General features: G+C 39.8%; 18 protein-coding genes and 2 pseudogenes. 14 read left to right on the top strand and 6 right to left on the bottom strand.

Annotated features, from left to right (window positions below):
* Nucleotides 1–270, top strand: a pseudogene (locus LS48_RS02780) (hypothetical protein); the annotation flags it as partial.
* Between the two features lie 36 nt (nucleotides 271–306).
* The gene (locus LS48_RS02775) at nucleotides 307–777 is read left to right on the top strand and encodes a hypothetical protein (RefSeq protein ID WP_204376463.1); all 471 of its coding nucleotides are present in this window, start codon (nucleotides 307–309) and stop codon (nucleotides 775–777) included.
* 813 nt (nucleotides 778–1,590) lie between these two features.
* Here the strand turns inward: LS48_RS02775 and LS48_RS15555 are convergent.
* A pseudogene (locus LS48_RS15555) lies at nucleotides 1,591–1,812 on the bottom strand (transposase); the annotation flags it as partial.
* 225 nt (nucleotides 1,813–2,037) lie between these two features.
* Here LS48_RS15555 and LS48_RS02755 point away from each other — a divergent pair.
* Both LS48_RS02755 and LS48_RS02750 read left to right on the top strand, forming a co-directional pair.
* Nucleotides 2,038–2,535: a hypothetical protein gene (locus tag LS48_RS02755; protein WP_062619710.1), complete on the top strand. Its 498-nt coding sequence runs from the start codon at nucleotides 2,038–2,040 to the stop codon at nucleotides 2,533–2,535.
* Nucleotides 2,536–2,703: 168 nt separating this feature from the next.
* Entirely contained in the window at nucleotides 2,704–3,240 is a 537-nt protein-coding gene (locus LS48_RS02750) for a hypothetical protein (protein ID WP_131807685.1), read from the top strand.
* Between the two features lie 227 nt (nucleotides 3,241–3,467).
* Here LS48_RS02750 and LS48_RS02745 read toward each other — a convergent pair whose 3' ends face one another.
* The gene (locus LS48_RS02745; protein ID WP_131807684.1) at nucleotides 3,468–3,881 is read right to left on the bottom strand and encodes a hypothetical protein; all 414 of its coding nucleotides are present in this window, start codon (nucleotides 3,879–3,881) and stop codon (nucleotides 3,468–3,470) included.
* A 100-nt stretch (nucleotides 3,882–3,981) separates the two neighbouring features.
* On the opposite strand from LS48_RS02745, the gene LS48_RS02740 reads away from it, so the two are divergent.
* From LS48_RS02740 to LS48_RS02720, 4 genes are all read left to right on the top strand, one after another.
* Complete coding sequence (locus LS48_RS02740) at nucleotides 3,982–4,686, top strand: hypothetical protein (protein ID WP_062619702.1); 705 nt, start codon at nucleotides 3,982–3,984, stop codon at nucleotides 4,684–4,686.
* Between the two features lie 213 nt (nucleotides 4,687–4,899).
* Complete coding sequence (locus tag LS48_RS02735) at nucleotides 4,900–5,103, top strand: hypothetical protein (protein ID WP_062619701.1); 204 nt, start codon at nucleotides 4,900–4,902, stop codon at nucleotides 5,101–5,103.
* Between the two features lie 74 nt (nucleotides 5,104–5,177).
* The gene (uvrB, locus tag LS48_RS02730; protein WP_062619700.1) at nucleotides 5,178–7,175 is read left to right on the top strand and encodes an excinuclease ABC subunit UvrB; all 1,998 of its coding nucleotides are present in this window, start codon (nucleotides 5,178–5,180) and stop codon (nucleotides 7,173–7,175) included.
* 197 nt (nucleotides 7,176–7,372) lie between these two features.
* Nucleotides 7,373–8,026, top strand: a complete 654-nt coding sequence (locus tag LS48_RS02720) for a hypothetical protein (RefSeq protein WP_078056363.1) — start codon at nucleotides 7,373–7,375, stop codon at nucleotides 8,024–8,026.
* Nucleotides 8,027–8,166: 140 nt separating this feature from the next.
* Here the strand turns inward: LS48_RS02720 and LS48_RS02715 are convergent, their stop codons facing one another.
* A complete protein-coding gene (locus LS48_RS02715) occupies nucleotides 8,167–9,696 on the bottom strand; it encodes a GH3 family acyl-acid amido synthetase (protein WP_062619694.1) in 1,530 nt (509 codons plus the stop codon).
* Between the two features lie 76 nt (nucleotides 9,697–9,772).
* Here LS48_RS02715 and rluF point away from each other — a divergent pair, with 76 nt between their 5' ends.
* On the top strand, nucleotides 9,773–10,666 hold the full coding sequence (rluF, locus tag LS48_RS02710) for a 23S rRNA pseudouridine(2604) synthase RluF (protein WP_438829838.1): 894 nt from the start codon (nucleotides 9,773–9,775) through the stop codon (nucleotides 10,664–10,666).
* Nucleotides 10,667–10,739: 73 nt separating this feature from the next.
* Here the strand turns inward: rluF and LS48_RS02705 are convergent, their stop codons facing one another.
* Nucleotides 10,740–11,174: an Hsp20/alpha crystallin family protein gene (locus LS48_RS02705; protein WP_062619692.1), complete on the bottom strand. Its 435-nt coding sequence runs from the start codon at nucleotides 11,172–11,174 to the stop codon at nucleotides 10,740–10,742.
* A 205-nt stretch (nucleotides 11,175–11,379) separates the two neighbouring features.
* Here LS48_RS02705 and LS48_RS02700 point away from each other — a divergent pair, with 205 nt between their 5' ends.
* Nucleotides 11,380–12,654: a DUF2254 domain-containing protein gene (locus LS48_RS02700; RefSeq protein WP_062619690.1), complete on the top strand. Its 1,275-nt coding sequence runs from the start codon at nucleotides 11,380–11,382 to the stop codon at nucleotides 12,652–12,654.
* Here LS48_RS02700 and LS48_RS02695 read toward each other — a convergent pair.
* Entirely contained in the window at nucleotides 12,651–13,046 is a 396-nt protein-coding gene (locus LS48_RS02695; protein ID WP_062619689.1) for a tellurite resistance TerB family protein, read from the bottom strand. The genes LS48_RS02700 and LS48_RS02695 overlap by 4 nt on opposite strands.
* A 64-nt stretch (nucleotides 13,047–13,110) precedes the next feature.
* A complete protein-coding gene (gene sucC / locus LS48_RS02690; protein WP_062619793.1) occupies nucleotides 13,111–14,301 on the bottom strand; it encodes an ADP-forming succinate--CoA ligase subunit beta in 1,191 nt (396 codons plus the stop codon).
* A gap of 215 nt (nucleotides 14,302–14,516) precedes the next feature.
* On the opposite strand from sucC, the gene lysA reads away from it, so the two are divergent.
* The 4 genes from lysA (at nucleotide 14,517) to LS48_RS02675 (ending at nucleotide 17,873) form a co-directional block, all read left to right on the top strand.
* Nucleotides 14,517–15,722, top strand: coding sequence for a diaminopimelate decarboxylase (gene lysA / locus LS48_RS02685; protein ID WP_062619687.1), 1,206 nt, complete (start codon nucleotides 14,517–14,519; stop codon nucleotides 15,720–15,722).
* A gap of 103 nt (nucleotides 15,723–15,825) precedes the next feature.
* Nucleotides 15,826–15,984, top strand: a complete 159-nt coding sequence (locus LS48_RS15550; protein ID WP_235811000.1) for an FAD-dependent oxidoreductase — start codon at nucleotides 15,826–15,828, stop codon at nucleotides 15,982–15,984.
* A 134-nt stretch (nucleotides 15,985–16,118) separates the two neighbouring features.
* Nucleotides 16,119–17,519 (top strand): phytoene desaturase family protein, encoded by a 1,401-nt coding sequence (locus tag LS48_RS02680; protein WP_235810999.1) that lies wholly within the window; start codon nucleotides 16,119–16,121, stop codon nucleotides 17,517–17,519.
* A gap of 162 nt (nucleotides 17,520–17,681) precedes the next feature.
* Nucleotides 17,682–17,873, top strand: coding sequence for a cold-shock protein (locus LS48_RS02675; RefSeq protein WP_026451656.1), 192 nt, complete (start codon nucleotides 17,682–17,684; stop codon nucleotides 17,871–17,873).
* Nucleotides 17,874–17,978: the final 105 nt, after the last annotated feature.

Here is a 17,978-nt window from a genome sequence, read left to right as displayed (position 1 = left end):
TGGGGGTTCGACCATATCATGACCAAGAGGGGCCTTGAGAGTGCCTCGGCGGATTTTGGCCTGATTGCGCTGGCATACAACCTCAAACGAATGCTAAAGCTGGGGATAACGCTTGCAGGGTGGCCTGTTTTGCTGCTTTTATGGCTTCAAGGGGCGCTTTCCCTTCACAAACATGCCCTGAAAACGGTTTCTGGGGACAAAGGCCGATCTTTCAACTTTTACTCCATTTACTTGCCGAAAATGGAATTAAAAACTATTTTCAACAATTGAAGGGCGGTTTTGAGACAGACTGCCGTTGTAAAACATTTGAAAAAAACACTTGCCATAATATTATTGCTACTATTCTGTGAGAATATTTATTCTCAACAGACTGAAAGTCAATCTGAAATATTTAATAGTTTAATAAACTATATTCCTTCAGCACTTAACAACGATGATTTTGTGTCTGATTTAGAAAAAAGATATAAAACGAAATTTAATTATGTAAATGTTTTATTTACTGTTGCGCTTTCTGAAAAAGAACTAAAACTTACGGAAAAGGATATTTTAATTTTTGAAAAACATCTACAAGATTTGGCAATTGAACTATATAAGGAGGGAAAAACATTTCTTTTAAAAGGTTATATGTCTCACGGATGTAATCCAATATCCTCAGAAATGATAAATGAGAAAAACGTAAAAGTTTTGATATGGTGCTATGGAGATATGGTTAAGGATGATAAACTGATATTAAGATTTTTTGAAATATTTAATAATCAAATGAAAATATTAATATAAAACGTTTTACAACAATTCATAACCGCAATTACGGCGGAATCGACTGCGTTCGAATCCACGCGTAATTGCTACCGTCGGTGCTTATTCGAAAAACATTAAATTTAATCCGTAACTGCGGTTATACTAAACGTTGTGCATAATTTCAAAAATGACCGATAGACTGATAAAACGGAATAAAATAAGAACTTGGGATTATATATCTGTTGGAATCTGTATTTGCTTTTCAATATACTTTCTGACAACGCATCAAGTTGAATTTGAAACACGAAAACCAATCGTATTTTATTCTTTCGGACTTTACTTTTTCACTCTGTTTTTCAATTACGGTCATTTGAGAAATATTAACCTTTGGATAATTTGGTTTGGATTATCAATAATTCAAATTATAATATATTACAAACACGGACTTGATAATACTGATTGGCCTGCTATACGGGGATTAAGAAACTTTTGGTTGTATTTAATATTATTTCAAATTTTACGATGGTTAAGTTTGAAATTGCAAAAAAGAGAATTTGTAACTCTCTCAAGATCGCTAAAGGATTTACACGATGATCGAGAATTTAAATTTTGGGATTATCTGTTATTTATACCAGCTATTGCTCTAATTTTTATACTTCAGATAATATGAAAAAACTATGCACAACAATAGTAACCGTTGCACAACCCCTTAATTTTTTAAACCTGAACCAATATAAGCCGTTTTAAGCGGCTTTGTTTTTTTGGTCAGGCTTGAGTAGGAACCAGATTTGGTGCTTTTAAAAAAAGCCATGCTACATTCTGAAGCACTATTTTTGGTAAAAAATACAAAACCAGGCTTTCCGCCCCGCTCTTTGCGCGTTTTTGGACGAACTTGAGGTATTTCTTGAGGTTGTAGGCCATTGCCGAGAGGTGCATGCATTTGTTGGCCTGTTTAATGCCAATGGTATTGACCTTGCGAAGCCCCATAAACTCCTTGAGGGTTCCAAAGACAGGCTCCACGGTGCTTTGCCGTTTGCTTTTTAGATACCGACCAGTGGGGCTTTTTATTCCCGCTGCCGCCACACTTTACCGCAGATACCCCACGCTGCCTTTGCATCAACGTATTGCGGTAGAGGAGAAGAAGGTGTTGAAAACTAAGGTAGAAACCTTGATGCAGGTGATTGGGAAATAAACTTTATATTTGGGGAGGCATGCTGTTGCGTACATGTGCGGGATAGCAGCAATAAGATTTTAAAAACATGCGTATATAAACATGTTAGCAACAACCTAAAAACAACTATGGGAAAAACAAGAAACTTAAATGGAATACCAGGAAATCTTGCCTTGAGTTATTTAAGTACACTTGGATATTATGATGGCGGATATATGGCTGATTGGTTGAACTACATTGCTCGTGAAAAAAATATAAAAGAAATTGAGATTGACATTCTTAACAGCAAAATTGAACCGATTGAAACGGATATAAAACCATTAAAAGCGGACTTGAATAAATTAAGAGAAATTCTAAATAAAGAATTAACAATTCACGGATTTGAAACGGATTTTATAAAAAAAGCGATTATGAAATTTGAAATACCAATTGATAATCCGAGATTTAAAAATACGATTTATTGCTATCCATTTATTGAGGACGAAACAGGGAAGATTTATAAGCCTAAAAAAAGAATAATTGAAACTGCGTACGAAGTTGATTTTAATCCTGTAAAGAAAGTGAGAATGAAAACTGAACAAGTTAAAAACAATTGGATTAGCAAAATTAAGAAAATCCTAAATTAAAAAAAGGCAGTTGCTAACAATGCGTATAAGCAATGGCTTGTCCTCGCCTACTTGGAAATTCCTGCGGAATTTCCAATGGCAAGTACCTGTTTGCCATTGTCCGTCACGAACCACGCCACTGCTCATACACTAACCGTTGTGTGTAACTATGAAGAAACCCGTGCTAAAATGAAAAAATTGATAATTTTAATTTCGATACTTATTACAAATTTTGCTTACGGGCAACGTGGAGATAGTCATAATTTTAATTTTAAAGTCAAATTTGATAAAAGCATTCCTGTTGAAAACCTTCAAATTTTTTATATAGAATACAATGCTAATAGAATTACTTCAATTAAATACGAAACAAATGAAGAAAATGAAATAATTTTTAACGGAATAAATTACTCTATTGCAGGTGCGGGAACATATTTTCCAACTATAATATTTTCATTAAAAGAAGACAAAATTTTAAATGGTTCAAACGAAAAAATTGAAACCTACAGAATGTTTTACCTTATAAGCGAGACAGAAACATATCTAGAAGATATTGGTAAAGAAATTTTCTTCACAAATTCAAGCAAACCCTACTTCATCAAAGTAGGGTTTGAATGGCAAAATAGTAAAAAGATATACAATGTAGAGCAAGTACCGTTAAATCAATTATCGACAGAAATACTCGAAGTTATAACTTCTAACAATACTTGGATGAAAATTAAAAGATAAAATCAATAAGCCGAAAAAAATAGCTACACACAACAGCGGTAACCGTTGCACAACCCCTTAATTTTTTAAGTCCGAACCAATATAAGCCGTTTTAAGCCCCCCCCGCTATCGCACCTGTGTAACGTGCAGTCCTCAGCCTGCCAAAGGGTCAAAGCCTCACCTCGAGCTTAAAGGTACAGTCAAAGCACAAAACAATAAAGAAGAACCCAACAGACACCGGCAGGGGCCTAAACAGCCAAGAAGGGGCCACATAAGTTGGGTTCTTTATATTTTCCATACACCATCCAATCATCACACCCCCTTTCATAGTGCCCTTTGTGGTAAAAACCCAATGAACCAATCCCCCAATTAAACAAGAAACAAGAAACAAGAAACATAACAAATTCCTCAAAGCCAATATCATTTCCCTCATAGCCAAAATCATTTCCCTCACAGCCAAAATATTTTCCCTCACAGCCAATATCATTTCCCTCATAGCCAATATTTTTTCCCTCAAAGCCAATATCATTTCCCTCAAAGCCAATATTTCTTCCTTCAAAGCCAATATCATTTCCCTCAAAGCCAATATTTCTTCCCTCAAAGCCAATATCATTTCCCTCATTCCTCATCGCTAATCCCTCAGCACCAGTATCATAAAGCACAAATCCTTAAAAATTTAACTCAAATTAATTTTGAAATTTCACGAAAGCATTTTAAATTTATTTTGATATTTAATTGTCTTAAATCTAAAATCCAAAACCTATGGCATCCCGCACAGAAAACACCTTCGGAGCGCGTCTTTATAACGCAGAACAACTCTCCACAAACCTTGCAACCTTTGCAGGGTATGTACCACTAACCCCAGAAACTTCAGTGGCAGCATACAATACCTTAATTACGGCTATAGAAGACGTCAACGCACAAGTTGCCGCCGCACACTCTCAGTTCTCCCTCGCGGTAGATAACCGTCAGTACCTATTTATGAAAAGCGAAACATCATTGTTCAAAACAATGTCACCCATCCTCTCTTACGTTAAGGCAAAGTTTGGCAAAAAGTCTGAACAGGCTGCAGAAATAACCACCCTTGTAAACAATATAAGAGGAGAAAAAACCGCCAAATTAAAAAGAGACGAAGAAGGCGAATTTGTATCTCAATCACACCGTTCCTACGGTAGCCAGACCCAGTATTTTGCAGATATTATTACAATTCTTAACAGTTATGGCGCAGCATACGCCCCCACAAACACAAGCATCACCACAGAAAATCTAACCCTGCAGTTAGAAGCCCTAACAGCCGCAAACACGCAAGTAACAACGGCATACAGCACATTAAAACCCCTTCAGGACATGCGCCTCAATGAGTACAGTACCCTTTCAAGCCGCTCCCAAACCATAAAGGACGCAGTAAAATCACAATATGGTATCCAATCATCAGAATACAAACTCATAAAAGGATATAAAATATAAAAAGACGCCCGCCCCAGCGGGCGTTTCCATTTTTCTCACTCAAAGAAAAGCCTACCATCAAAACTTCTCACCACTCACCACTCACTACTCACGTTCTATTTCACTACTTTTGTAAAGCAATGAAAAAGAACAAATGAATTTTAAGTTAGCTACAGAATACCCCGCTAGCGCGAGCGTCCCGCTTGTTCTCAAAACATTAAAATTTTAAAACCAATGAAAAAAATAGGCACTGCTATTCTCATCTTAACTTTATTCGTCTACATCTTTTATTCCGAAAAAAGAAATGCCGAACTCTCGCAAGAGTATATGAATTTATACCAAAAGTATATGGATTGCAATTCAGAAGAAAAAGCAACAACTCTCAATGCAGATGAACAATACCTAGATATCGCAAGTGTAACGCTCGTGCACAAATAAAAAACTTCTCACCACTCACCACTCACTACTCACGTTCTATTTCACTACTTTTGTAAAGCAATGAAAAAGAACAAATGAATTTTAAATTAGCTACAGAATACACCCCCTCCGGCGACCAGCCCGAGGCTATAAAATCCTTGGTAAACGGCCTAAACGCAGACGAAAAATACCAAACCCTCCTCGGCGTAACCGGTTCCGGGAAAACCTTTACCGTGGCCAATGTGGTGCAGCAAGTGCAAAAGCCAACCCTGGTGTTGGCGCATAACAAAACCCTTGCGGCACAGTTGTACACAGAGTTTAAAAACCTCTTCCCCGAAAACGCGGTGGAGTACTTTGTATCCTATTACGATTATTACCAGCCCGAAGCGTTTATCCCCAGCAGCGGCACCTATATAGAAAAAGATCTTTCCATAAACGAAGAGATTGAAAAAATGAGGCTTAGCACCACCTCGTCCTTGCTTTCGGGCAGGAGGGATGTGCTGGTGGTGTCCTCGGTTTCCTGCCTGTACGGTATCGGGAACCCTGCGGAATTTCAGAAAAATGTAATCAGTTTGGAAAAAGGGCAGATCATCTCCCGCACCAAATTGTTGCACCGTTTGGTACAAAGTCTTTACTCAAGAACCGAAGCGGAATTCAATCACGGGCGTTTCCGCATAAAAGGAGATACGGTAGATGTGTACCCCGGTTATGCGGATGATGCTTTTAGAATCCACTTTTTCGGTGATGAAATTGAGGAGATTGAAGTGTTTGACCCATTGAACAACAACATAAAAGCCAAATACGACCGACTGAATATTTACCCTGCAAATATGTTCGTTACCTCGCCAGATGTGCTGCAGGGCGCCATCCGCCAGATTCAGGATGATTTGGTAAAACAGGTGGAATATTTTGGCGAAATAGGAAAACATCTGGAGGCAAAACGTCTGGACGAACGAACCAATTTCGATTTGGAAATGATACGCGAACTCGGCTATTGCAGCGGGATTGAAAACTATTCGCGCTACTTGGACCAGCGACTGCCCGGCACGCGCCCGTTCTGTTTGTTGGATTACTTTCCCAGGGATTATTTGATGGTTGTGGATGAGAGCCACGTAACCATTCCGCAGGTAGGCGCCATGTACGGGGGCGACCGCTCCCGAAAGGAAAACTTGGTGGAATACGGCTTTAGATTGCCAGCTGCGATGGATAACCGTCCGCTAAAGTTTGAGGAATTTGAAGCCCTGCAAAACCAAGTAATCTACGTAAGCGCCACGCCTGCCGATTACGAACTTGAAAAAAGCGGCGGCGTGTATGTAGAACAGATTATCCGTCCCACAGGTTTGCTGGATCCACCCATTGAAGTACGCCCCAGCCTAAACCAGATTGATGATTTATTGGAGGAAATCCAATTGCGCGTGGAGAAAGACGAACGCGTTTTGGTAACCACCCTGACCAAAAGAATGGCGGAAGAACTCACCAAATATTTAACAAGGGTACAAATCCGTACCCGCTATATTCACAGTGATGTGGATACCTTGGAACGCGTAGAGATTATGCAGGATTTGCGTCTCGGTCTCTTTGATGTTTTGGTAGGTGTAAACCTGTTACGGGAAGGATTGGATTTACCGGAAGTTTCCTTAGTAGCCATTCTCGATGCCGATAAGGAAGGATTTTTGCGAAGCAACCGCTCCCTCACCCAGACCGTAGGCCGCGCCGCCCGGAACCTAAATGGAAAGGCAATTATGTATGCCGATAAAATCACTCGAAGTATGCAGGAAACCATTGACGGCACCGAATACCGCCGCCAAAAGCAGATTGCCTATAATGAAGCGCATGGCATTACGCCAACGCAGATAAAAAAATCATTTGAAAACTCATTGACGAAATCCAAGCAGGAGGCTTATACATTTGAAAATGCCGAAACCCTCGCCGCGGAATCGGAGGTGGAATATTTGACCAAGGCACAGATAGAAAAGAAAATCCGCGACACCCGAAAAGCCATGGAAAAAGCCGCAAAGGATTTGGACTTTATGATGGCCGCCAAGTTGCGGGATAAGATTAAGACGTTTCAGAAACAATTGGAGGAAGTTTAAGTTCAATTTTCAATGCTCAATTTTCAATGCTCAATTTTCATTTATATTAACCTGCAACCTGCAACCTGAAACCTGAAACCTGAAACCTGAAACCCGAAACCTGAAACTTGAAACCTGAAACCTGAAACAAAAAATACAAATCCCAAATCCCAAATCCCAAATCCCAAATCCCGAACACCCAATACCGAGAATTTATAATGCCTTTAACGTCCCTCATAAAACCTATTTTGTACTTTACCATTTCTATGGTTTCAGCGCAAAATATCAATTTGGACAATAAGATTATTCCCGAGAGCATCAAAAAAGAAGTTATTGAGGCGATTTCCTTTTATCCTGAATTGTACGATACCGCAATTGAATTCAAATTCAAGGATAATATTAAAAAATCCACCATGCAGGCCCAGCCGCGGTTTGCGAGTTTTTTTAAGCGGAAGGAAAATCGGGAGTACGTAATTTTAATAAGCCGAAACATTCAGATTGAAGGCGAACATTTCACCATGGAGGATATCCCGTCTGATGTAAAAGTAGGTTGGCTTGGCCACGAATTGGGCCACGTTATGGATTATAGGGAGCGCACAAATTTTGGGATGCTTATCTTCGGAATAAAATATCTGTTCTCTTCAGCACATATCAAGGAAGTTGAGCGCACAGCAGATACCTATGCCGTTGCCCACGGGATGGGAGATTATATTTTAAAGACGAAAAACTTCATACTCGACAACGCCAGCCTTTCCGAAAAATACAAGGAGCGCATCCGCCGCCTTTATATTTCCCCAGAGGAAGTAATGGAGCTCATCAATGAAAATAAAGTAGAAGAAGAGCCGGAGATTGTAGGGGAAGAGGGTAGCTGATATGTTTACTTGTTGAAGCGATAATTTGTTTAATTGACTCGTCGGCCTCGTTCACGGCAACAGGATTTGTGATTTGAAATTTTTGGAATTTGTATTTTTAAAACCTAAAACCTCACACCTCACACCTCACACCTCAAACCTCACTCCTTAACCTGAGTTTTTACAAACCTTTCCCAGTCAGCAAACTTTTCCTCGTCCATAACCTTTTCCATTTTAACCTGTCCGCCCTTCTTTTTGTTTTTGGCGTTCCATTCGTGGAAAATTTCAGGATTCACGGTATTCACTTTTACCCCCTTCAGCGCTTTTGAACGTGCGACTGCGTAGTTTTTATTTGCTTCCTTTAAGGCTTCATCCAGTGCGTTCGCTATTTCTGCTGCGTCGATTTCGGTTTGCGTACCCAAATACCAATGGTGGTAAAATTCATCATCTATTTTGACCGCTGCTAAAGTAAATTCGGGGATTTTTATATCGAATTTCTCCTCCATTTCACGCAGGGCAACTTCCATTTTGTTCACGGATAATTGTGAACCAACCACATTTAAAAAGAATTTGGTGCGCCCCGTGATTTTTATTTCGGCCTTTTCCACATCGGTAAAAGCAATGGTATCGCCAATCAAATAGCGCCAAGCGCCCGAGACTGTACTGATTATCAAAACATAATCCACACCCGGTTCCACTTCGGCGAGGGTTAGGGCAGGGGCGTCCTGTGCAAGGGAACCATCATCGTTGATATACTCGGGTTTGAAGGGAACGAATTCAAAATAGATTCCATTGTCGGTAACCAACTTCATTGAAGTGGTATCGGGCCTATTCTGAAATGCCAAAAACCCTTCCGAGGCCAAATAGGTGTCAATCACAATAATGGGATGCGCCAATAATTGGTTAAAACTCTTCTCATACGGCTGAAACGCAACACCGCCAGTGGTATAGACCTGCAGGTTTGGCCAGATTTCGTGAATGTTTGCCGCATCGTGGTATTCAATAACCTTCTTCATCATCAATTCCATCCACGAAGGAATGCCGCTGAGGGCACCAATGTCCCAATTTCGGGCATTTTTGGCAATGGTTTCCACCTTTTGGTCCCAGTCGTCCATTTGGGCAATTTCCTCTCCCGGTTTGTAATAGCCCCGAAACCAAAACGGAATGTTGCTGGCGCTGATACCGCTTATTTCTCCCTCCAAAAACTGATCCTGTTCCTCCAGATTGGTGCTGCTGCCCAGCATCATGATTTCCTTTTCGTAAAAATCGGAAGGGATTTCAAAATTGGTCAATGCGCCCACTTGCTTGATGCCCGTGGTGCGAATGGCCTCGATCATCTCGTCGGTAACGGGAATGCGTTTTGAGGTTTTTCCGGTCGTGCCGCTGCTTCGGGCAAAGTAGGTAGGCTTTCCGGGCCAGCTAATATCTTCCATTCCTTCCTGGGTCTTGCACCACCATTCGGCCTCCATTTGGTGGTAATCAAAATAGGGAACTTTCTCGGCAAACTCTTTTTCAATATCGGTTGCTTCAAGAATTTTTGAAAAGCCGTAATATTTCCCAAAGGCGGTGTTCTTTGCTTTTTCGAGAAGGTTTTTTAGGACTTCCCGCTGCGATTCCACAGGAGATTTTTCTGAAACGATCGCTCCCCGTAGATCGATCGCGGTTTTTATTATTGAGCCGAGTATTGCCATTGTTGAAATTTTTGTTGAAACTACAATTTTTTAAAAAGTTGGATAGGGCGTTTAAATTAAATTTAACCTTTTCGCTATGCGCTGCAATAATGGTATCTTTGTTGAAAAATTAGAAATGCACCATCCAGATTCCGTACGATTGAACAAGGCGATAAGCGATAGTGGCTACTGTTCCCGCCGCGAGGCCGACACCTTAATTGAAAAGGGACGCGTAACTGTGAATGGCGAAAAGAGCGGGCTGGGCGATAGGGTGACGCCCAATGATGAGGTTCGCGTGGATGGAAAACTCATCAAGGAAAATACTGCCGAAGTATATATAATGCTGAATAAACCAGTTGGAATTACCTGTACCACCGATACCCGCTTTGACGATAATGTAGTGGATTTTGTAAACCATCCCGAACGCATTTTCCCCGTGGGAAGATTGGACAAGCCCAGTGAAGGATTGCTTTTATTGACAAATGAAGGCGATATAGTAAACAAAATACTTCGCGCGGGCAACAAGCACGAAAAGGAATACATAGTAAAAGTAGATAGGCCCGTTACCGATGAATTTATTAAGCGCATGGGTTCCGGGATTCCTATTTTGGATACTGTAACCAAACGTTGCAAAGTTGAACGAGTCAGCAGGTTTGAGTTTCGGATTATTTTAGTGCAGGGCTTAAACAGGCAGATTCGCAGGATGTGCGAATATTTGGGGTATGAAGTTGTTGCTTTACAACGCATCCGCATTATGAATCTTGAGTTGGGAGATTTACCCGTGGGCGCGTGGCGCGATCTTACGCCGGAAGAACTTAAAACGCTGAAAGACTCCGTTAAGGATAGCGATGGTCTCCCCAAGGCTTATCAAAAAGATGGCCGAGAAAAGGCGGTAGAGACCGTAAAACCTGAAAAGAAAAGGCAAGAGGAGCGAAATTTAAAAAGAGCCCAGAGAAGTACAGGTGGGCGAAGAAGGAGAGGGCCCAATTAGTCCCATGAAAAAACCGCGCACCGATTGAGTAGCACGCGGTCATTTTCAACTAACTAACCAAATTAAATTTCAATTATGAAATCTCAACCATTTTCTTCAATGCTTTCTTTTCTTCCATCTTTGGGATGGTAACCCGAAGGATTCCATTTTCGTAATTGGCTTGAATATCTTCGACTTTAATATTCTCAGGAAGTTTAAAAGAACGCTCAAAATTGCTGTAATTAAACTCCTTTCTTCTGTACTGGAAATTGGTGTTTTCTTCTTTCTTCTCTTCTACTTTTTTAGAAGCGATTTTTAAGGTATCTTCCTCAACCTCAATAGTAAAACTTTCTTTTTTCAGTCCCGGCACAGCCAATTCGACTACAAAATTCGGGAAATTTTCAATAATATTTACTGCTGGAATGCTAAATGTTTCATAATTGTTATTAAAGACATCTAACTTATTGTCAAAAAGCAGGTTATCTAAAAGCCCTGGCAACCAAATACTGTTTTTATTAACTGTTTTCATAACTATATATTGTTTAAAATTTCGAGTTATTTTCCGAACTGTGTTCAATAATAATTCCAATACTATTTTGCAGACATTTTGGCTGTTGAGAATGATTATTTAGTGACTTTTTGACATTTAAGAAAATGGTCTTTAGAAGATTTAATTCATTTTTAAGAATTTTGATTGAGGGTTTCAGTACTTTTAAAATTGATAACCATCTTTTATGAAAAAACTCTTCATCCGCATTTTTGATTTCTTTAATACTATTGAAAGCAAAATTGCTTTTTACCCTACACTTTTTGCTATTTCCGGTTTTTTTGTTGCTCTTTTGATGATTTATTTGGAACAACAAGGCGTTTCAAGAAAAATCATGGATATTTTTCCTCTTTTGATGGTGGAGGATGGCGATACTGCGCTAACTGTGCTGAGTGCCTGTCTTGGGGGGCTTATTTCCTTGATGGTTTTCAGCTTTTCCATGGTAATGCTGTTGCTCAGCCAGGCCTCCAATAATTATTCTCCGAGATTGCTTCCGGGCTTGATAAGTGACAGGCGCCACCAAGTAATATTGGGTATTTATCTGTCAACGATTCTTTATAATATCTTTACGCTTTTTTCCATTGAACCCAGTGAGGATAAATACACGCTTCCGGGATTTTCGGTGCTTTTGGGAATTGTTTTTACCATTGTCTGCTTGGTCGCCTTTATTTATTTCATACATAATATTTCACAGAGCATACAGATAAACAATATATTAGATACCATATTTGAATATGCTGAAAAAAGGCTGCAAAGCCTAATTGAATCTGAAAAGGGACAAACCAAAAATTTTCCCGATGTGGCCAATTGGTACGAATATAAAGCAGGAAGAAGCGGTTATTTCCAGAATATATCCATAAAAAATATTTTGAGAATTTGCGAAGACGAAGAAACCAGGATTTACATAACAATACCAAAGGGACTTTTTGTGCTGAAAAATTCAATTTTTCTGAAATCTGAAAAGCAATTGGATGAAAAAGTAGTGGATTCTATTATTTCCAACATAAGCTTTGCGCGTGGCGAATTGGTTGAGGACAATTATATTTTGGCATTCAAACAAATAACCGAAATAGCTGTTAAGGCAATGTCGCCGGGAATCAACGATCCCGGAACCGCTATCAATGCCGTTGATTACTTGACAGATTTGTTTGCCTTGCGCATGCAAAAAAAGGACAATGGAATTATTGTTCACAAAGAAAGTGCAACTCTTAGGATGGCAATAGTAAGCTTTAAAGAATTGATGTACAACGTAATGGCTTCTTTGCGTACTTATTGTAAGCACGATCCTGTAATGGTTGAAAAGCTGTTGTGGATGCTGAACTACCTTCAAAAGCAACCTGCTGCAGATGACAATTACCAAAAAGTAATCAAGGAAGAAATGAAAACGCTATTGGAGCAAGCCAAAAACTCTTTTGATTCTGAGTGGGATGTTTTGACCATTGATAAAATGGTTGCGGGCTAGTTGTAATAGATTTTGAAGATTTTTAATAGCTCCTCCGCAGGAACGATCTTATCTTCAGACTGCTCCAGTTTTTTTAGAATTTGATCGGCTACTATTGGGCGAATGCCCATTTTAAGTCCGAAATTTTTTAAGGCTACAATTTCAGATTCGTGGGCTTCATTGTCTATATTCATCATCAAGATCAATTTGTAGAAATGCGTGATTCGTTCCACTTCACTGAAAACGGCCCGGGAAGGTTGCGGATTCTCAAAAAGGTCAATAAGTTCCCTCTCCGAAATATTCATTCGCTTGGCAAGTTTCTGAATAAATTCAATTTCGGAAGCTTTTATTTTTCCGTCTGCCATTACCATATTTATTAAATCACTAAGAAGAGATTTGGGATTTTTCTCCATAAATTATTAATTCACAAAAAAGCCCTCGCAAATGCAAAGGGCTTTCAAAATTATTGGTGTCAATTTAGGAAAGAACTTCCTTCACTTTATCTGCGGCTTCCTGAAATTCAATAGCGCTCTGAACGTCCAGTCCGCTGTCGTCAATTAGTTTTTTTGCAATGTCTGCATTGGTTCCCTGCAAACGAACAATGATTGGAACATGGATGGTGCCCATATTCTTATAAGCATCAATTACACCTTGGGCCACTCGGTCGCAACGTACAATTCCACCGAAAATATTAATAAGGATTGCCTTTACACTCGGATCCTTCAAGATTAGTTTGAAAGCGGCCTCAACGCGCTCGGCATCTGCGGTTCCACCTACATCAAGGAAGTTTGCAGGTTCGCCGCCCGCTTGCTTTATAAGGTCCATTGTTGCCATTGCAAGGCCAGCGCCGTTAACCATACAGCCAACGTTGCCATCAAGATCCACATAGTTTAGGCCTTTTTCCTTAGCTTCAACCTCTACGGGGTTTTCCTCGCGTTTGTCACGCATTTCCTCGTAATCTTTATGACGGAATAGTGCGTTATCGTCAATACTTACTTTTGCATCAACGGCGATAATTCTATCATCACTTGTTTTTAAAACCGGGTTTATTTCGAAAAGAGAAGAATCAGATTCGTTGTAGGCTTTGTAAAGCGCGGTAACAAATTTGGTCATTTCCTTAAAAGCCTTTCCGCTTAAACCAAGATTGAAAGCAACCCTTCTTGCCTGAAAGCCCAAAAGGCCAACGGCTGGGTCAATTTCTTCGGTGAAAATTAAATGAGGAGTTTCCTCGGCTACCGTTTCTATATCCATTCCACCCTCGGTAGAATACATAATCATGTTTCTTCCCGTGGAACGATTTAACAGGACGCTCATATAATATTCCTCTGGCTCATTGTCGCCTGGGTAATAAACATCTTCAGCAACCAAAACTTGGTGCACCCTTTTTCCTTCTGCGGAAGTTTGCGGGGTTACAAGATCCATCCCAATGATTTTTCCTGCAATGTCTTCAACTTCCTGTAAATTCTTTGCAAGTTTTACACCACCACCTTTTCCGCGGCCACCGGCGTGTACTTGGGCCTTGATAACGTGCCAGCCTGTCCCGGTTTGTTCGGTAAGTTTTTTTGCGGCCTCCACTGCCTCTTTAGGGGTGGTAGCCACGATACCGCGCTGTATCTCAACGCCAAAACTGTTTAAAATTTCTTTTCCTTGATATTCGTGTAAATTCATAGTAGCGGTTTTGTACCTACCCGTTTGGCAGGCAGGCTTGTTTATGGATTGCAAAAATAACAAATGTAACAGGAATGCGCTAATGTTTTTAAATCTTTACGTTTCAGAAATTTTCCATCCTTCACAAATTTGAAAATTTAAGTGATTCTTAATGAAGTAATTCGGCATTCCTTTCTATTTTTGCGCCTTAATTTTTAAAAATTTATTCTAAAGAAATGAAAAACCAAGACCTTTTGGCAATTGCCCAAGAATTCGGAAGCCCCGTATATGTTTATGATGCCGCTAAAATTGAAAAGCAGTATAAACGGTTGACCGGCGCTTTTGATAAGGTGGATAGTTTGAGAATAAATTACGCCGTAAAAGCCCTTTCAAATATTTCAGTATTAAAATTGCTCATTAATATGGGCAGTGGTCTGGACACGGTTTCTATACAAGAAGTGATGCTGGGCTTGGAAGCCGGGGCTAAACCAGAAGACATAATCTACACGCCCAACGGAATTTCGCTGGAAGAGATTGAAAAAGCCGCAAAATTAGGGGTGCAAATAAATATTGACAACCTTTCCATTTTGGAGCAATTCGGAACCAAGCATCCCAAAATCCCTGTATGTATCCGGATAAACCCGCACGTTATGGCAGGCGGAAACGCAAATATTTCCGTGGGGCATATTGACAGCAAGTTTGGAATTTCAATCCATCAAATGCCTTTGTTGAAAAGAATTGTTGAGAATACAGGGATGAATATCAACGGAATCCATATGCACACGGGCAGCGATATTTTGGATATCGATGTCTTTCTCTATGCTTCGGAAATTCTCTTTAATGCGGCTGAAAATTTCGATAATCTCGAATTTATTGATTTCGGAAGCGGTTTTAAAGTACCTTACAAAGAAGGCGATATAGAAACAAACGTAGAGGAATTGGGAAAAAAACTGAGTAAGCGCTTTAATGATTTCTGTAAAAAATACGGTAAAAACTTGACCTTGGCCTTTGAGCCAGGGAAATTTTTGGTGAGTGAGGCCGGACAGTTTTTGGTAAAGGTAAATGTGATAAAACAAACTACTTCTACCGTTTTTGCGCAGGTGGATAGTGGGTTCAACCATTTAATCCGCCCGATGCTTTACGGCTCGCAACACGAAATTTCAAATATTTCAAGACCCCATGGAAGGGATCGATTTTACACCGTAACAGGGTATATTTGTGAAACCGATACGTTTGCGAACAACCGCCGCATTCCGGAATTGCACGAGGGAGATATACTTTCCTTTCATAACGCTGGGGCATATTGCTTCACCATGGCGAGTAACTACAACTCCCGCTATCGACCTGCGGAAGTACTCTGGTATAAGGGAAAGGCACATTTAATCAGAAAAAGGGAAACTTTTGAGGATATTTTGAAAAACCAGATAATGGCAGCGCTGTAGTTTTTTGAAAATTTCTGAAAGCAATGTTTCAATTTCAATAAAAAGTATAGCTTTGTTTAAATATGATTAACAAATATTCAACAAAGTTACACTTTTGAAAAATATGCCTCCCAGTGCCATCTCCCGTCCAGTCCATGGACAGAATGATTTTGATACAATTATAATTGGAAGTGGCGTAGGCGGCCTTGCTGCAGCTATCTTTTTATCAAAGGCGGGCCAGAAAGTATTGGTTCTGGAGCAGCACGATGTGCCCGGAGGATGATGCCATAGTTTTTACTTAAATGGCCATCGCTTTACTCCGGGTGTTCATTACGTGGGGCTATTGGATAAAGGGCAATCTACTTCGCAACTCTATGAGGCACTTGGTATTGCGGAGAACCTCGTTTTTTTTTCAGAATGAATCCAACTGGCTACGAGCATGCTTATATTGGGGATGAGCGTTTTGATTTCCCGGGAAATTTTGACCAACTGATTGGCGCGCTTGTGGAAAGATTTCCGAAGGAAGAGAAAAACATAATAAAATATCTAAACCTGGTAAAAAAGGTGAGCGCCGAGTTGCAGCTACTTCCAAATGTAGAAGGATTTTGGCAACATCTCACCATCCCATTTCGAACCAAGAATATGGGGAAATATGCTCTTTTCACCCTCAAAAGGGTGATCGACTGGTATATTAAGGATCCACTTCTTAAAAAAATTCTCAATATACAATTTGGTGATCACGGGCTTGCTCCCGCCAAGGCGAGTTTTCCGTTGCACTGCGCAGTGATGGACCATTACTTTAATGGGGGCTTTTATCCCTGCGGCGGCGGAGCGGCAATTGTAAAGGCAATGACCAGAACCTTAAAAAAACACGGTGGTGAAGTGCGAACACAACAATCCGTAAAAAAGATTCTGCTGGAAGGTGGCAAAAGAAAAACGGCCGCGGGTGTTGAGCTGAAAGGCGGGGAGAAGCTATTTGCCCAGCGCATCATTTCAAACGCCGATCCGAATATTACCTATCAGCAACTTGTGGGAGAAAAAAACTTAAGTAGAAAACTGAAGAAAAAGTTAAGCAGGACGACTTATTCATGCACTTCACTTATGCTTTTTCTAACGGTAACTATGGATCTCAGGGCTGCGGGGATGGATTCCGGAAATATTTGGCTTATGCCCAATGAAGATATGGATACCGTCTATGAACGCATGATGATGCCCGATATAACTACCGAGGCTGCTTTTGAGGGAATGTTCATCAGTTGCACAACCTTGAAAGACCCTTCCAGTTTCGATGGAAAACACCACGGCATAGAGGCCATAACCTATTTGGATTATAAAGTTTTTGAGGAATTCAAAAACGAGGGGGAGCCACGATCCGAAAAGTACCTTCAATTTAAGGAACTGCTTACGGAAAAAATGATCAATACTTTGGAAAAAGTGTTGCCTACCATTCGAGAGCACATTGTTCACAAAGAACTGGGAACGCCCATAACGAATGAATATTATATAAATACCACTAAGGGAAATGTGTATGGAACGGAGAAGAAACTTACACAAATAGGGCCTTTTGCCTACAAATCAAAAAGTGAAATAAAAAATCTGTACCTATGTGGCGCCAGCATTGTTAGCCACGGAGTTGCGGGGGCTGGATACTCAGGATTGCAGACTGCGGGTGAAATTTTAGGAAAAAAACAGCGGGAATTATTAAATACGGATAGCGATCAATCCATATTAATACTGGAAGCAGAAAATAATTCGACTTATCCACTTTGGCTTCAAGAGAAGATTTCAGCCAAAAAAAGACGAATAGCCAGTAAGTAAACGGTAATATAAGCAGCGATTTGAGGATTTTTTACACATTCTATTAAATTTCAATAAAAAGTTTAAAATTTTAAGTTTTTAAAATAAACATTGTTAAAAATTAATATTTCTCATTTATAAGATTATCTTTGCCACTTATTATAAATTTTTTAATTAAATACAATGAACAAAGGAACAGTAAAATTCTTCAACGACACCAAAGGTTTTGGTTTTATCACTGAAGAAGGAACCAACAAAGAACATTTTGTACACATTTCAGGCCTTATCGACGAAGTTCGCGAAGGTGACGAAGTAGAATTTGATCTTCAAGAAGGTAAAAAAGGATTGAACGCGGTTAATGTAAAAGTGCTTTAATACACACAATTTTTTTAAGACAAAGCCTCCCATTTGGGGGGCTTTTTTTATGGATAAAATTTTACAGTTCAAAATTTTATTTTGAAATATATGATGACAATTAGT

This window comes from Aequorivita aquimaris, assembly GCF_001573155.1.
Taxonomy (GTDB): Bacteria; Bacteroidota; Bacteroidia; order Flavobacteriales; family Flavobacteriaceae; genus Aequorivita; species Aequorivita aquimaris.
This window is presented reverse-complemented; position numbering and strand designations above follow the sequence as displayed.

Coding starts and splice junctions, on each gene's coding strand:
- LS48_RS02755 (WP_062619710.1), top strand. CDS start 2,038: ATGGGAAAAACAAGAAACTTAAATGGAATACCAGGAAATCTTGCCTTG.
- LS48_RS02750 (WP_131807685.1), top strand. CDS start 2,704: ATGAAAAAATTGATAATTTTAATTTCGATACTTATTACAAATTTTGCT.
- LS48_RS02740 (WP_062619702.1), top strand. CDS start 3,982: ATGGCATCCCGCACAGAAAACACCTTCGGAGCGCGTCTTTATAACGCA.
- LS48_RS02735 (WP_062619701.1), top strand. CDS start 4,900: ATGAAAAAAATAGGCACTGCTATTCTCATCTTAACTTTATTCGTCTAC.
- uvrB (WP_062619700.1), top strand. CDS start 5,178: ATGAATTTTAAATTAGCTACAGAATACACCCCCTCCGGCGACCAGCCC.
- LS48_RS02720 (WP_078056363.1), top strand. CDS start 7,373: ATGCCTTTAACGTCCCTCATAAAACCTATTTTGTACTTTACCATTTCT.
- LS48_RS02715 (WP_062619694.1), bottom strand. CDS start 9,696: ATGGCAATACTCGGCTCAATAATAAAAACCGCGATCGATCTACGGGGA.
- rluF (WP_438829838.1), top strand. CDS start 9,773: ATGCGCTGCAATAATGGTATCTTTGTTGAAAAATTAGAAATGCACCAT.
- LS48_RS02705 (WP_062619692.1), bottom strand. CDS start 11,174: ATGAAAACAGTTAATAAAAACAGTATTTGGTTGCCAGGGCTTTTAGAT.
- LS48_RS02700 (WP_062619690.1), top strand. CDS start 11,380: ATGAAAAAACTCTTCATCCGCATTTTTGATTTCTTTAATACTATTGAA.
- LS48_RS02695 (WP_062619689.1), bottom strand. CDS start 13,046: ATGGAGAAAAATCCCAAATCTCTTCTTAGTGATTTAATAAATATGGTA.
- sucC (WP_062619793.1), bottom strand. CDS start 14,301: ATGAATTTACACGAATATCAAGGAAAAGAAATTTTAAACAGTTTTGGC.
- lysA (WP_062619687.1), top strand. CDS start 14,517: ATGAAAAACCAAGACCTTTTGGCAATTGCCCAAGAATTCGGAAGCCCC.
- LS48_RS15550 (WP_235811000.1), top strand. CDS start 15,826: ATGCCTCCCAGTGCCATCTCCCGTCCAGTCCATGGACAGAATGATTTT.
- LS48_RS02680 (WP_235810999.1), top strand. CDS start 16,119: ATGAATCCAACTGGCTACGAGCATGCTTATATTGGGGATGAGCGTTTT.
- LS48_RS02675 (WP_026451656.1), top strand. CDS start 17,682: ATGAACAAAGGAACAGTAAAATTCTTCAACGACACCAAAGGTTTTGGT.